The following is a 14,185-nucleotide window of genomic DNA, read 5'->3' as shown; positions in this document are numbered from 1 at the left end:
GGTACCCATGAACACATTGCCCGAGACTATTCTTAAAGAAGCCTTATCCCTTCCCGAGGGTGGTGTGCTATCGCCTAAAGAATTTTTGCATTTGGGAAGCCGGTCCGCCGTAGATCAGGCATTCTCTCGCCTTGCCAGGATGGGCAAACTACTGCGCGTGGCGCGCGGTACATACTCTGTTCCGGTGTCCAGCCGGTTCGGCCAGCGTGCGCCTGCTGTTGAAAAGCTCGTAAAAGCGCTGGCTGAACAAAGTGGTGAAATCTTTGTTCCACACGGCGCCAATGCTGCCAATGCTCTTGGGCTAACACAGCAGGTGCCTATTCGTGAGGTTTATCTGACCTCAGGAAAAACCCGAAAATTGCAGCTTGGCCGTTCGGAAGTGCTGGTCAAGCATGCTCCCCGCTGGATGCTGGCTCTCGGTGCACGACAAGCCGGAGCGGCTATACGTGCACTGGCGTGGATTGGACAGACACATGCCGAAACATCGTTGGCCTCACTTCATCGTACCCTGCCACACTCTGAGTGGCAGGCACTTATTCAGGCTCGCGCAACATTACCCGGCTGGATGGCTCAAGCCATAGGTAAAGAAGCCGCCCGTGCCTGAATACTTCTTCGATCTAAGCAAGCAAGATCAACACGATGCACTGGAGCAAGGGCGTGCTGAAACCGGCCGCCCCTCTCACCTGCTCGAAAAGGATCTGTGGGTAGTGTGGGCTCTTCGTGCCCTGTTCGAGTCACCCTTATCAGGTGACCTCACCTTCAAAGGCGGTACGTCATTATCAAAGGTCTATAAAGTCATTGACCGTTTCTCCGAAGATATCGACCTGACCTACGACATCCGCAAACTTATCCCGGATTTAATCGGTGAAAGTGGGGAATTGCCTGCCAGCCGCAGTCAGGCTGATAAATGGACACAAGCTGTGCGGCACCGGCTACCGGGCTGGATCAAGGAAAATATACAACCTGTGATTCGGGCAGCCCTGGTCCGTGATGGTCTGGACGCCAGACTCGAACTCGGAGGGCCAGGGAAGGATAAGTTATTCCTGCACTATCCTGCTTTGACACAAGGCACTGGATATATAGCGCCGACTATTACACTGGAATTCGGCGGCCGCGCTACTGGTGAACCACACAAGATATTCCAGGTCTCCTGTGACATTGCCGACTATCTGCCCGAAGTATCCTTTCCCACCGCATCACCACAGGTCATGAGCATCGCACGCACCTTTTGGGAGAAAGCCACGGCTATACACGTATTTTGCGCACAAGGCCGTATTCGCAGTGAACGTTACGCACGGCACTGGCACGACCTGGCCGCAATCGTACGAAGCCCTCATTTCACGGCGATAATTGCTGATCGTCAGGTGGCAACGGATGTCGCCCGCCATAAGTCACACTTTTTTATCGAAAAAAACGCAGATGGCCAAGTGATCGACTATGCAGCAGCAACCACCGGACATTTGAAAATTGTCCCTGAGGGCAAAGCTAAAGCTGCACTTGAAAAGGACTATGCGGCCATGCTGGCCGATGAAGTGATGGTTGGCGATGTCCTCCCCTTCGACACACTGCTAGAAATATGCGTCAGCCTTGAATCCAAGCTCAACAATCATACCATTACCCTCAATTGCGACGATATAAACTCGCCGAGGTAACACATGCTGTAAAAGCAGCATAGCTTGCCAATGATAGAGATCAAACCAACGTCCGGCCTATCTTGGGTTGTTACCATACAGCATTCTACAAGCAAAAATATAAGGTATTTATTTTTAAACTGAGATAACCGCTTTGAATTATTTCTAAATCAATTGCAGAATATCCCTAAATCAGAAGCAATGCAGGGATGTTCGAATGATCAAATTCACAGATAAAGATATCCTTGCGCTGGATGAGCGTTTTGCACGGGAAGACATTCCATTCCACGCCAGACCACTCCATGCCGCCACGGAAATTCTTGGCGAACAGTTTTCTATAGGCTTTATCGACAATCCCCAAGTAGGTGAAATCCAACGTGCGTATGCGCGCTTGATACCTGAAGTTGAGTTCACCTGGCCAGGCATGGGAACTGGCCTAGCATCATCAGTTGATCGTGTCAGGAAAGCCATTATCGGCGTCACTTACGGAACTGTAAATATAACAGTCGATAAAGGATTAGGCTTTTCAAGCTATCAGGAATGGGCGGCATGGTGCCGTGGCGATCCAAAGATTGCCGGAAGATCTGCATTTGCTTTTGCAGATATGCATGATCTTGTCTCTGGTATTGATCACAATACTCAGCATAAAAATGTTTCAGCCTTGTGGGGACTTGCGGCGGAACAACTGAAAATGGTTGCTGAAAGTCTTTCTCAATCAGGCTCGATAAGCAGTCCAGTTCTACAACCCATTTGCCTGACTGCCGAATTGGCTATGAAAGGCACCCTTTTACATCTTGGTATACCCGAGAAAGATTTAAAAAATCCAAAACTATTTGGGCATGATTTAGGCAAACTCGGGCAGAGAATGGTTAAAGAGAAAAACCATAGGGATGACACACTATTGTTACGTGCACTGAGCAAGTTTCCCGATTATGTCGGCGGTCGTTACAAAGAAACAATGCTAACTCGGCTAGAAGTTATAACTTTGGCCCTTGATGCCCAGTTTGTGGCAGCGTCTTCGGTAAGACGCATATCTGGTGTTGACATGGCGTTACAGATGGAAAGTAGCACTCTTGGTCCCCGGGACAACTTTTTTCCCTGACAACTGAGCAGGGCTCCCCCAACTACGGTAATTGCAACTTTTCTAAATATTTATCATCTGCCCCATACGATCACAGGCGCACACGCACTAAAAAACTTCTGTTATAATCTCCGGCTTTATCATCGCCAACCGCCGCGGATAAGAACATCTGTATGACTACTATCAAAGACCTGTCTTCTCATACGCCCATGATGCAACAGTATCTGGGGTTAAAAAGCGAACACCCTGACATTCTGCTGTTTTACCGCATGGGTGACTTTTACGAACTGTTTTACGACGATGCCAAACGCGCCGCAGCACTGCTGGATATTTCACTGACCAAGCGCGGCCAGAGCGCCGGTACACCGATCCCGATGGCGGGCGTGCCTTATCATGCAGTAGAAAATTATTTAGCCCGCTTAGTACAGCTGGGCGAATCGGTGGCAATTTGTGAGCAAATTGGTGACCCGGCCACCAGCAAAGGCCCGGTTGAGCGCAAAGTGGTGCGTATTGTTACCCCCGGTACTGTTACCGATGAAGCCCTGTTAAATGAGCGGCAGGATAATTTACTGTGTGCTATCAGCCAGTTACGCGGCCAGTATGGTTTAGCACAGTTAGATTTAAGCAGCGGCCGCTTTTTGCTGAATCAGGTAGACAATGTTGATGATTTAGCCGCGCTGCTGCAGCGGTTAAACCCGGCAGAACTGTTGTATCCGGAAGATTTCGCCGACAGTTATCTGATAGAAAAACGTAAAGGCGCACGCCATCGCCCGGTGTGGGAATTTGAACTGGCCACCGCTAAGCGTCTATTGTGCCAGCAGTTTGCTACTAAAGATTTACTCAGTTTTGGTGTAGATGAAGCACCGGTAGCGCTGATGGCCGCCGGTTGTGTAATGCAGTATGTAAAAGACACCCAGCGCGCCGCGCTGCCGCATATCCGTGCCGTAGCGCTGGAGCGCTCACAGGATAATATCGTGCTGGACGCCGCTACCCGGCGTAATCTGGAACTAACACAAAACTTAGCAGGCAACTACGAACATACGCTGGCCGCCGTGCTCGACCGCAGCCAAACTGCGATGGGATCACGCCAGCTAAAACGCTGGATCCATGCACCATTACGTGATCAGGCACGGGTTAATGCCCGGTTGGACGCCGTAACAGAGCTCAATACTGAATATGAGCAGTTACAACCACTATTAAAGCAAATTGGTGATATTGAGCGGGTTATTGCCCGTTTAGCGCTACGCAGCGCACGCCCGCGTGACTTTGCCCGTCTGCGTCAGGCGCTGCAGCAATTGCCGGTACTGGCACCGCAGCTGTCACCGCTTAGCAGTGCTTTACTGCAACAAATCAGCCTGGCTGCCCAGCCGTTGCCACAGCTATGTACGTTGTTAGAACAGGCCATTGTGGAAACGCCGCCGGTGCTGATCCGCGATGGTGGCGTTATTGCGCCAGGCTATCATGCTGAACTGGACCAATGGCGCGCTTTAGCTACCGGTGCTACCGATTATTTAGAGCAACTGGAACAGCGTGAGCGCGAGCGCACCGGTATTGCGTCGCTGAAAGTAGGCTTTAACCGTATTCATGGTTACTACATTGAAACCGGCCGCAGTGCCGACACTAAAGTACCACCGGAATATGTACGCCGCCAAACGTTGAAAAACAACGAGCGTTATATTATTCCTGAGCTAAAAGAGTACGAAGACAAAGTACTTGGCAGCCAGAGTAAAGCCCTGGCACTGGAAAAACAGCTGTATGAGCAACTATTTGAGCTGACTGCGCCGTTTTTAGCGCAATTACAACAACTGGCGCAGGCACTGGCCGAGCTGGATGTGTTATGTACCTTTAGTGAGCGGGCCGACAGCCTGAACTACTGTCGGCCGCAGCTTAGCAGCCAAACCGGCATAGTGTTGCAGCAGGCACGGCATCCGGTGGTAGAGCAGGTATTAACCGAACCCTTTATTGCCAACCCACTGCATTTACACCAGCAACGCCGTATGCTGATGATTACCGGGCCAAATATGGGCGGTAAATCTACCTATATGCGCCAAACTGCACTGATTGTGCTAATGGCCTATATCGGCTGTTTTGTACCGGCCGACAGCGCCCAGATTGGCCCTATAGATCGTATTTTCACCCGTATTGGCGCTTCAGATGATCTGGCCTCCGGCCGCTCTACTTTTATGGTAGAGATGACTGAAACCGCGACAATTTTGCACCACGCCACCGAACACAGCCTGGTATTGATGGACGAAATTGGCCGTGGCACCAGTACCTACGATGGCTTAAGTTTAGCCTGGGCCTGTGCAGATTATCTGGCAACCAAAATTAAAGCCTTAACCTTGTTTGCCACCCACTACTTTGAACTGACTGAACTGGCAGAGCAATTGCCGGGGCTGGCCAATGTGCATCTGGACGCGGTAGAGCATGGCGACAGCATAGTATTTATGCACCACGTGCAGGATGGCGCCGCCAGCAAAAGCTTTGGCTTGCAGGTAGCCCAACTGGCAGGTGTGCCCAAAGCCGTTATTAAGCAGGCGCGGCATAAACTTTCTGAGCTGGAGCAGCACGGCAGCACGGCATCGGTAAAAGCAGCAGTAAGAACAGCGCCAACAGCGATACCACCGCAACTTAGCCTGCTGGAAACAGAACATCCGGTAGTAGAACAACTGCGCGATATTAACCCGGATGATTTAACCGCCCGCCAGGCACTGGATTTGTTGTATCAATTAAAACAGCAGTTGTAGCTTGACAAAAAATGTATACATTTTAAATTAGGTATACTTTTTTAAGTTTGAGTTAGCTTATGCAAATTAATGATATTAGCCTGTCGGCCATAGTAGCGGGCTTTGTTGCCGTACTGGTTGGCTTTGCCAGTTCAGTGGCCATTGTATTGCAAGCTGCGGCGGCGGCAGGCGCTACCCAGGAGATCATGGCATCCTGGTTGCTGGCATTGGGTATCGGTATGGCGGCTACCTGTATTGGTTTGTCCTGGTATTACAAAGCCCCTGTTATTACTGCCTGGTCTACCCCCGGTGCCGCGCTTTTAGCTACCAGCCTGCAAGGCTTAACCATTAATGAGGCTGTTGGAGTATTTATCTTTACTGCTGTCCTGGGGTTAATAATTGGCTTAAGCGGTTGGTTTGATAAATTAACCCGGCTTATTCCGCTGCCACTGGCAAGCGCCATGTTGGCGGGTATTTTGCTGCAATTTGGCTTAAGCATTTTTACTTCACTGCAAAGCCAGTTATTGCTGGTTGGCCTGATGTGTATCAGCTATTTGCTGGCCAAACGCTTTATGCCGCGCTATGCCATTTTGTGGGTACTGTTAACAGGGCTGCTGTGTGTAGTGACACAGGGCCAGTTTAATGACAGTGCCATTACGCTAAGTTTAACCACACCGGTATGGGTAACACCGGATTGGTCACTCAGCGCCCTACTCGGTGTTGGCCTGCCACTGCTGCTGGTTACCATGGCATCACAGAATATCCCCGGTGTGGCGGTGATCCGTACCAGCGGTTATCAAACGCCGGTGTCTCCGCTTATCAGCAGCACTGCCCTATCAACCTTACTGCTGGCCCCCTGGGGCGCTTTCTCTATTAATCTGGCGGCTATTACTGCGGCTATTTGCACCGGCACTGAAGCACACCCCGACAAGGACAAACGTTATATTGCCGGTATAGCTGCCGGTGTATTTTACCTGCTGGCAGGGCTGGCTGGCGCCACTGTAGTGGCGCTATTTGCGGCTTTTCCTAAAGAAATGATTGCGGCGCTAGCTGGCCTGGCATTACTGGGCACCATAGGTGCTAATCTTGCCGTAGCTACTGCAGAGGGTGAGCACCGCGAAGCGGCTGTTGTTACCCTGCTGGTTACAGCCAGCGGTGTGAGTTTTTTTGGTGTTGCCGCTGCATTCTGGGGCATTATTGCCGGTGGTTTAACCCTGCTGATCGTTAATGGCCTGCGCCGGAGCCTCTGATGCTGAAAAAACACCAGCTATATAACCAGCTAAAACAAGATATTCAACTGCAACGCTGGGCAGCAGGTTCCGTTCTTACCCAGCAGCAACTGGCTGAGTATTATGGTGTAAGCCGCATAGTGGTGCGTGATGTACAACAGGCATTATTAAGCGAAGGCTGGCTGGAGCCACATGGCAAAGCCGGTATGCAGGTACCAGGTTTTAGTGCTACCGAAGCACAAGAGCTGTGTTTGTTACGTTTACAGTTAGAACCGCAGGCACTACAACTGGCCGCTGCCAATATGAGTTTCAGCCAACTGGGCCAGGCCGAAGACTTACTGGCCTATATTGCAGCGAATAAAAGCCTGGCACCTTATCAGCGTGGAGAGCTCAACTGGCAGTTCCACCGCCTGCTATATCAAAGCTGTGCCAAACCACATTTACTGCGCTTACTGGACCAATTGCATCAACAGGTATCACGCTATCTGGGGTATCAAGAGCAAGCCCTGACCTACGCCGACACCAGTGCCGCCGAACACGCCGAATTACTGGCTTTATTACGCCGGGGTGACACCGGGCAGGCCGGTAAATTGCTTGTACAGCATATTACCGAGGCCGGTAACCTGCTGGTGCAGTTTCTGCAAAAACAACAAGGCGCCTGATAGCGCCTTGTTTGGTTTTAAGCAGAGTTAATCCTGAAACAGGGTTTCTATATTCAACCCCTGATGCGTCACAATTTCACGTAAACGCCGCAGCGCTTCAACCTGAATTTGCCGCACCCGCTCCCGGGTTAAACCAATTTCATGGCCAACATCTTCCAGTGTAGAAGGCTCATAGCCAAGCAAACCAAAACGCCGCGCCAGCACTTCACGCTGCTTTGGGTTCAGCTCATTCAGCCACACCACCAAGTGCTGACGAATATCTTCATCCTGCAACTCAGTTTCAGGCCCCAGCTCTTTTTCATCAGCAATAACATCAAGTAACTGCTTTTCTGACGAACCCGCGACAGGCGTATCTACCGAGGTTATTTTTTCATTTAACTTCAGCATTTTCCGCACTTCTTCTACCGGCCTGTCCAGCGCACTGGCAATTTCCTCCGGTGTCGGTTCATGATCAAGCTTTTGTGATAACTCCCGTGCTGCACGCAGGTATATATTCAGCTCTTTCACCACATGAATGGGCAGGCGGATAGTACGGGTTTGGTTCATAATGGCGCGTTCTATGGTCTGGCGGATCCACCAGGTGGCATAGGTTGAAAAACGAAAACCGCGTTCGGGATCAAATTTTTCTACCGCGCGGATCAGGCCCAGGTTACCTTCTTCGATTAAATCGAGTAACGCTAAACCACGGTTAATATAGCGGCGGGCAATTTTAACAACTAAGCGCAGGTTGCTTTCGATCATACGCTTACGTGCAGCCTGGTCGCCTTTTAGTGCCAAGCGGGAAAAATACACCTCTTCCTCTGCAGACAATAATGGCGAAAACCCTATTTCACCCAGATAAATTTGTGTTGCATCCATAGTTTTATGGCTGTCATCACGGGCAAAAACATCTTCAGTCACATTTTCTTCAGCGGTTAAATCGGCCGCATCCGGCTCTGCATCGTCTTCCAGCAAAACAGATTCGTCTATCAGTTCATCTTCTTTAAAATCTAAAACGTCGTCGTCACTCTTTTGTCCCATATCCTTTCTCCCACGTCTATAGGGTCAGGAGCCACTAAGGCATTTCGCATCCATTCCTGAACTTACTTGTGCTTTTGATCTTATTATTTTGGTAAATATTTTAATGGATCTACTGAAGTGCCACGAAAACGGATCTCAAAGTGCAAACGTGGATCGGTAGCGTCAGTACTGCCCATTTCGGCTATCTGCTGTCCGGCAGTAACCATTTGTCTTTCTGTTACCAGCAGCTTACGGTTATGGGCGTAAGCACTTAAATAATCGTCATTGTGCTTAATAATAATTAAATTACCATAACCCCTTAACGCATTGCCGGCATAAACTACCTGCCCACTGGCTGCTGCGTTTATTCTGTCACCTTCGCGCCCGGCAACATCCACCCCTTTATTACCTTGCTGCTGGTGCGAAAAACCGGAAATTATTTTACCTTTTACCGGCCATTGCCATTGCACCACGTTCCGACTTAAAGTGGGGTTTTGCGCTTTTTTCTCCGGCGCTGTATTGGTCTGAACATAACCCGTTTGATTTTTCGGCGCAACAGGTTTAGCCGGTTTTACCGAACTATTTGATTTTGTTTGGCTTGAATTATTTGTATTTTTAGCAGTATTTGTTACAGGTTTTGCGGCTACTGGTTTTGCAGCCGGTTTAGCCACCCGGGCCGGGGGTACGCCGGTTAGCTTAAGCTGTTGTCCGGGATAAATAGTATAGGGGCTGGCAATAGCATTAAGCCGTGCTAGTTCACGCACATCTTTACCGCCACGAAAAGCAATAGAATAGAGAGTATCACCGCGTTGCACAGTATAGCTGCTGCCAGATAACGAACCGCGGTTACGTTGCTGATAGAAATTCTCCCGCAGTTCCAGCGTGCTGACAGGAGCTGGTGTTGAACGGGAAGAGCAGCCGCCCAGCACCATTACAAGCAATATTAACCACAGGCTGAAAGCACGCGCCCAAAGCCTTAGCGGGCGTGCAGTTGCGTGATACAGGTAGCTGTGGTTAGTACAACGAATAAAAACCTCCTTTAGTCTTTCGTCGTCGTATTGTCCGCTGTAGCTGGCAGAGTAAACCATTTTTCCAGATTTAACAGCATTAACATAATACCTACGCCGGCGAGCAGGCATACTAATGCCATACTGATATCAGCATCACCTACCTGACTGGCATACTGCCATGGCAGATACATTTTTTGCTCAGTCTGCCAGGGCCAAATCCGGTAGAAGGCGCCCATGACCACACCAATTAACAGCGCCAACGTAGCATCATGATAATGTCGTAACAGCCAGTTTAGTAAGCGGGAAAAGCTCAGTAAACCAAAAATACATCCGGCCATAAACAGCGCCAGCACACCAAACTGTAATTCAGTTACCGCCAACAGTACCGGCGCATACATGCCCAGAACCAGTAAAATAAAACTACCTGATATACCCGGCAGTATCATCGCGCATATCGCCACCGCACCGGCAAAGAAGAACAGCCAGGGCGCCGGGTTAAGTTCATGTGGCGCCAACATGCCAACCAACACGGCAAAAGCAACTCCGAGCAGGCATAACCCGGCACGTAGCAAGCTCCAGCGCAGGCTTGTCATTAATGCGGGCAATGCCGCCAGGATCAGGCCATTAAATAGTGCCCACAATGGAATAGGCCGATATTCAAGAAAATAACTAATAACGCCGGCCAGAGAAAAAATGCTGATAAAAATGCCGCCAAACAGACAAAGTAAAAATGTGCCATCAATATGCTGCCACAGCGCAGTAATCCTACCCCGGCCAAGCAAACGCAACGCCTGCATATTGCAGTTGCTGATGGCTGCCAGTAAACGCTCATAGATACCCAAAATAAAGGCCAGAGTACCGCCCGATACCCCAGGCACCACATCGGCAGCGCCCATCGCCAGCCCTTTTATAATCCACTGAATATATTGCATGAGTTTTCCTTAATCAGGCCAGAGCCCCTGGCACAAGCGGTACAAAACGTACTGCTTCAATATCTGTACTACTAAAATCATCGCCATTACGCTGGTATACCCGCAAAACCTGATCATGTAACCCTACAGGGATCACTAACCGGCCTCCCTCCGTCAGTTGCTGTAACAAGGCTACAGGTACCTCAACCGGGGCGGCTGTAACAATAATGCTGTCAAACGGCGCTTTGCTGGGCCAGCCCTGCCAACCATCGCCATGCTTCATCGATACATTATGTAAATCCAGTTGCTGTAAGCGCCGCTTCGCCTGAAACTGCAGCGCTTTAATACGCTCAACACTACATACATGTGAAAATAACCTGGCCAGTATTGCAGTTTGATAGCCCGAGCCGGTACCAATTTCTAATACTTTACCCGGCGCTTTGTCCTGCAATAACAATTCTGTCATGCGGGCAACGATATAAGGCTGAGAAATAGTCTGGCCCTGACCAATTGGCAGGGCGGTATTTTCATAAGCTTTATGTGCCAGTACGGCCTCAACAAACAAATGTCGTGGTGTGTGCGCTATAGCAGCCAGAACCTGAGGATTGCGGATACCCTCAGCCTGAAGTTTTTGCGCCAATACCGCGGCGCTGCGTGACGTTGCTACTGCCATATTACAAGCTAATCCCCTCTAACCACTGTCGTAAGGTATCCATACTTTTATAGGCCGACATATCAATTTGCAGTGGTGTTACAGACGCATAACCGTTGGCTATGGCATAAAAATCGGTGCCTTCACCAGCATCCAACTCAGGCCCCAGTGAACCATACCAGTATATTTTTCTGCCCCAGGGATCGGTAGCACTGGTCATGGTTTCAGCTTTATGACGCCGGCCCAGGCGCGTTACCTGAATGCCTTTTAACTGTTCGATTGATACCGCAGGCACATTAATATTTAAAATCTGATCGGCCGGTAACGGATGTGATTTCAGCTTTTTTATCACCTGCACAGTAACATAGGCGGCTGTAGCAAAATGCTCTTCTTCGCGTCCGGCCAGCGAAACCGCAATAGCGGGCAACCCCAAGTGCCGCCCTTCTGTGGCGGCTGCAACGGTACCTGAATACAGCACATCATCACCAAGGTTGGCGCCATGGTTAATACCGGCTACCACTAAGTCTGGTGTAAAGTCTAACAACTGACTAATGGCTAAGTGCACACAGTCAGTGGGGGTACCATTTACCGATAAAAAACCATTTTCCATTTTCTGCACCCGTAATGGGTTAATCAGCGTTAATGAATTACTGGCTCCACTACAGTTCCGATCCGGCCCGACAGTTGTTACTTCAGCAATCTGGCTTAGTGCCTGTTGTAACACCTGCATACCTTTGGCATGCACACCATCATCGTTACTTAATAAAATTCGCATTTGGCTACTCCATATCAACGGTTTTGCGGCCGCAATCCTGGTACTTCAGCAACTCTCTTAACACACTGGTAGCAAAACAACCTGCCGGTAACGCAAAGCTTAGCGTTATATCGTTACCTTGCTGTTGCACGGTAAGTTGCTGCGGCAGCAGCCGTATCGCCCGCCGCTCGGCTTTTAAGCGATAATCTTCCAGCCCTTGCACCAGCTCGTTGTGCTGTGCCAGCACCTGCCGTTCAAATTCGGCGGCGGCGCCACTAACCATTGGCTCACCAATGCCCGCCAACACTGCGGTAATATGCAAGTCCTGCTGTTGCAGACGCTGCTGTAAAGTGGTATCTGCCTCTGGCACCCGAAACACTGAGCCAGAACCATTTAGCTGCAGCACATCACCATCTTGCACGGTATTAAATAAACCTGAGCTGATACGGGCACTAACCTGCTGATTAAACACATAAGAGCGGGCGGCAGATAATGCCAGGCCACGTAATTTACGATCGGTAATACTCTGGCCATTAAACAGTTGCTGCGCTAATGCCAGATTCCCCCCGTTAATGCCGAAACGCTGTTCACCGTAATAATTCGGCACACCCTGGCCGAGTAAAGTGGCGCGTTTAAGCACCTCTGCAATATCTGATACCTGGCGCAAGCAGATTTGAAACAAATTAGCTTTAAGTGCACCTAAACGCAGTTTGCGGTAATGGCGTTGCATATCCAATACTGTGCAGCCTTCAAGCTGCCAGCTTTGCCAGTTCAGCGGTTGCTTAATTGGCCACTTAAAGCAAAACCACTGCCTGGTCACCGCATGGCGATCTTTTAAACCGGCATAACTGATATCACGGGCGCGTAAGCCGGTAAGCTCTGCCAGTTGTTTAGCCACATATTGGGTGTTCTGGCCGGTTTTTTCGATATACAGCAAAATATGCTCACCAGCGCCGCTCGGGCTGAAATTAAGCTGCTCTTCTACAATAAAGTCGTTACTGTGTTGGCGTAATAACGCTGTAGCCGAAGGTTCATCGTACAGATAACTCAGGGGCTGTGCAGCGGTCATGCGCCAACCAGCAGTACTACAGCTTCTGCCGCTATACCCTCTTTGCGGCCAACAAAACCCAGCTTTTCAGTGGTCGTGGCCTTTACGTTTACCTGTGACAACTGGCAAGCTAAGTCATCGGCAATACACTGGCGCATGGCATTAATATGTGGCGCCATTTTAGGTGCCTGCGCCATAATCGTAATGTCCAGATTACCGATTTTATAACCAGCTGCACTAACATCAGCAAACACCTTACGCAGTAATATCCGGCTATCTATACCTTTAAAGGCGGCGTCCGTATCAGGAAAATGATGGCCAATATCACCAAGCGCTACTGCACCAAGTAAAGCATCCGATAACGCATGCAACACCACGTCACCATCAGAATGGGCCAGCAAGCCCTGCGTATATTCAATTTTAACGCCCCCCAGCGTTACCGGGCCTTCGCCGCCAAAGGCATGTACATCAAAGCCGTGACCAATACGCATATTCATTAACTACTTTGCTCCAGATAAAACGCAGCCAGGGCTAAATCGGCTGGCTGGGTAATTTTAATATTGTCGCTGTGCCCTTCCACCAGCAGCACGCTGTGGCCGGCCCATTCCATGGCGGATGCCTCGTCTGTAATATGTATCCCGGCACTGACGGCATCATGCAAAGCCGCTTTTAATAACGAAGTAGGAAAAAACTGCGGTGTCAGCGCATGCCACAAGTGTTCGCGGCTTACGGTTTCTGCCACCATTAATTCGCCACGTTTCATGGTGTCGCGTACACGGCAGGCCAAAATGCCACCTTCACCACTGGCTAAACAACGCTGAATTAGCTGTTCAATGTCAGATTGGCGCACCAAAGGCCGGGCAGCATCGTGCACCAATACCCAGGGGTATTGATGTTCATCGACAAAATTCAGTGCATTGAGCACCGAATGCATACGCTCTTCACCACCTTTAACCCGGATAACATTACTGTGGCTTAACGCCGTGGCATCAAAATACGGATCTTCTGCCGCCAGCGCCAGCCAGACTTGCTCCACGCCAGCAACCGACTGTAACCTGGCAACACTGTGCTCCAAAATAGTTTTACCGTGCAAAACCAGATATTGCTTTGGCCGGTCGGCCTGCATGCGCTTGCCAACGCCCGCGGCGGGCACAATAGCCGCAATGGCGGGATAATTAAGGTTAGTCATTAATTGTTTTACCCGGCTCTGCCTGACTGAATAAACGGAAGAACACTTCGTCCTGCTTAATTAACCCCAGCTCGTTGCGGGCACGCTCTTCAATTGCGTCCAGCCCCTGTTGCAAATCGGTCACATCGGCTTTTAGTAAGCGGTTACGCTTTTCCAGTTCCAGATTACTGGCCTGTTGGGTACGCAGTTCTTCTTGCAAGCGAAAGTAATCGGCAATGCTATGCTGGCCCAACCACAAACGGTATTGCAGCAAGCCCAGCACAATTACCAGCAGTAAAGTGAGTATTCGCATA

The 14,185-nt window shown here is 50.0% G+C and carries 15 protein-coding genes; 6 read left to right on the top strand and 9 right to left on the bottom strand.

Annotated elements, in window-relative coordinates; genetic code table 11:
• Positions 1-7 precede the first annotated feature (7 nt).
• From M2404_RS12115 to M2404_RS12090, 6 genes are all read left to right on the top strand, one after another.
• Positions 8-604 carry a DUF6088 family protein gene (locus M2404_RS12115; RefSeq protein WP_259240001.1) on the top strand — a complete coding sequence of 199 codons (597 nt, stop codon included), beginning with the start codon at positions 8-10 and terminating at the stop codon, positions 602-604.
• Complete coding sequence (locus tag M2404_RS12110) at positions 597-1,652, top strand: nucleotidyl transferase AbiEii/AbiGii toxin family protein (protein WP_259240000.1); 1,056 nt, start codon at positions 597-599, stop codon at positions 1,650-1,652. Before M2404_RS12115 ends, M2404_RS12110 begins: the two co-directional genes overlap by 8 nt.
• Before the next feature lie 196 nt (positions 1,653-1,848).
• Complete coding sequence (locus M2404_RS12105; protein WP_259239999.1) at positions 1,849-2,733, top strand: hypothetical protein; 885 nt, start codon at positions 1,849-1,851, stop codon at positions 2,731-2,733.
• Between the two features lie 152 nt (positions 2,734-2,885).
• A complete protein-coding gene (gene mutS, locus M2404_RS12100) occupies positions 2,886-5,459 on the top strand; it encodes a DNA mismatch repair protein MutS (protein ID WP_259239998.1) in 2,574 nt (857 codons plus the stop codon).
• A 59-nt stretch (positions 5,460-5,518) separates the two neighbouring features.
• A complete protein-coding gene (locus M2404_RS12095) occupies positions 5,519-6,688 on the top strand; it encodes a benzoate/H(+) symporter BenE family transporter (RefSeq protein WP_259239997.1) in 1,170 nt (389 codons plus the stop codon).
• Positions 6,688-7,329 (top strand): GntR family transcriptional regulator, encoded by a 642-nt coding sequence (locus M2404_RS12090; protein WP_259239996.1) that lies wholly within the window; start codon positions 6,688-6,690, stop codon positions 7,327-7,329. Before M2404_RS12095 ends, M2404_RS12090 begins: the two co-directional genes overlap by 1 nt.
• Before the next feature lie 27 nt (positions 7,330-7,356).
• Here M2404_RS12090 and rpoS read toward each other — a convergent pair whose 3' ends face one another.
• The 9 genes from rpoS to ftsB form a co-directional block, all read right to left on the bottom strand.
• Positions 7,357-8,349, bottom strand: coding sequence for an RNA polymerase sigma factor RpoS (gene rpoS, locus M2404_RS12085; protein ID WP_259239995.1), 993 nt, complete (start codon positions 8,347-8,349; stop codon positions 7,357-7,359).
• 83 nt (positions 8,350-8,432) lie between these two features.
• Positions 8,433-9,416: a peptidoglycan DD-metalloendopeptidase family protein gene (locus M2404_RS12080; protein WP_259239994.1), complete on the bottom strand. Its 984-nt coding sequence runs from the start codon at positions 9,414-9,416 to the stop codon at positions 8,433-8,435.
• The gene (locus M2404_RS12075) at positions 9,368-10,270 is read right to left on the bottom strand and encodes a DUF368 domain-containing protein (RefSeq protein ID WP_259239993.1); all 903 of its coding nucleotides are present in this window, start codon (positions 10,268-10,270) and stop codon (positions 9,368-9,370) included. Before M2404_RS12075 ends, M2404_RS12080 begins: the two co-directional genes overlap by 49 nt.
• 13 nt (positions 10,271-10,283) lie before the next feature.
• The gene (locus M2404_RS12070) at positions 10,284-10,922 is read right to left on the bottom strand and encodes a protein-L-isoaspartate(D-aspartate) O-methyltransferase (protein WP_068229186.1); all 639 of its coding nucleotides are present in this window, start codon (positions 10,920-10,922) and stop codon (positions 10,284-10,286) included.
• Between the two features lies 1 nt (position 10,923).
• On the bottom strand, positions 10,924-11,676 hold the full coding sequence (gene surE / locus M2404_RS12065) for a 5'/3'-nucleotidase SurE (RefSeq protein ID WP_259239992.1): 753 nt from the start codon (positions 11,674-11,676) through the stop codon (positions 10,924-10,926).
• 4 nt (positions 11,677-11,680) lie between these two features.
• Positions 11,681-12,724 (bottom strand): tRNA pseudouridine(13) synthase TruD, encoded by a 1,044-nt coding sequence (gene truD / locus M2404_RS12060; protein ID WP_259239991.1) that lies wholly within the window; start codon positions 12,722-12,724, stop codon positions 11,681-11,683.
• The gene (ispF, locus tag M2404_RS12055) at positions 12,721-13,200 is read right to left on the bottom strand and encodes a 2-C-methyl-D-erythritol 2,4-cyclodiphosphate synthase (protein WP_259239990.1); all 480 of its coding nucleotides are present in this window, start codon (positions 13,198-13,200) and stop codon (positions 12,721-12,723) included. The genes truD and ispF overlap by 4 nt, the downstream gene beginning before the upstream one ends.
• Complete coding sequence (gene ispD / locus M2404_RS12050; RefSeq protein ID WP_259239989.1) at positions 13,200-13,892, bottom strand: 2-C-methyl-D-erythritol 4-phosphate cytidylyltransferase; 693 nt, start codon at positions 13,890-13,892, stop codon at positions 13,200-13,202. Before ispD ends, ispF begins: the two co-directional genes overlap by 1 nt.
• Positions 13,885-14,184, bottom strand: a complete 300-nt coding sequence (ftsB, locus tag M2404_RS12045; protein ID WP_259239988.1) for a cell division protein FtsB — start codon at positions 14,182-14,184, stop codon at positions 13,885-13,887. The genes ispD and ftsB overlap by 8 nt, the downstream gene beginning before the upstream one ends.
• Between the last annotated feature and the right edge of the window lies 1 nt (position 14,185).

It is taken from the genome of Rheinheimera pacifica, from assembly GCF_024809855.1.
GTDB lineage: Bacteria > Pseudomonadota > Gammaproteobacteria > Enterobacterales > Alteromonadaceae > Alishewanella > Alishewanella pacifica_A.
This window is presented reverse-complemented; position numbering and strand designations above follow the sequence as displayed.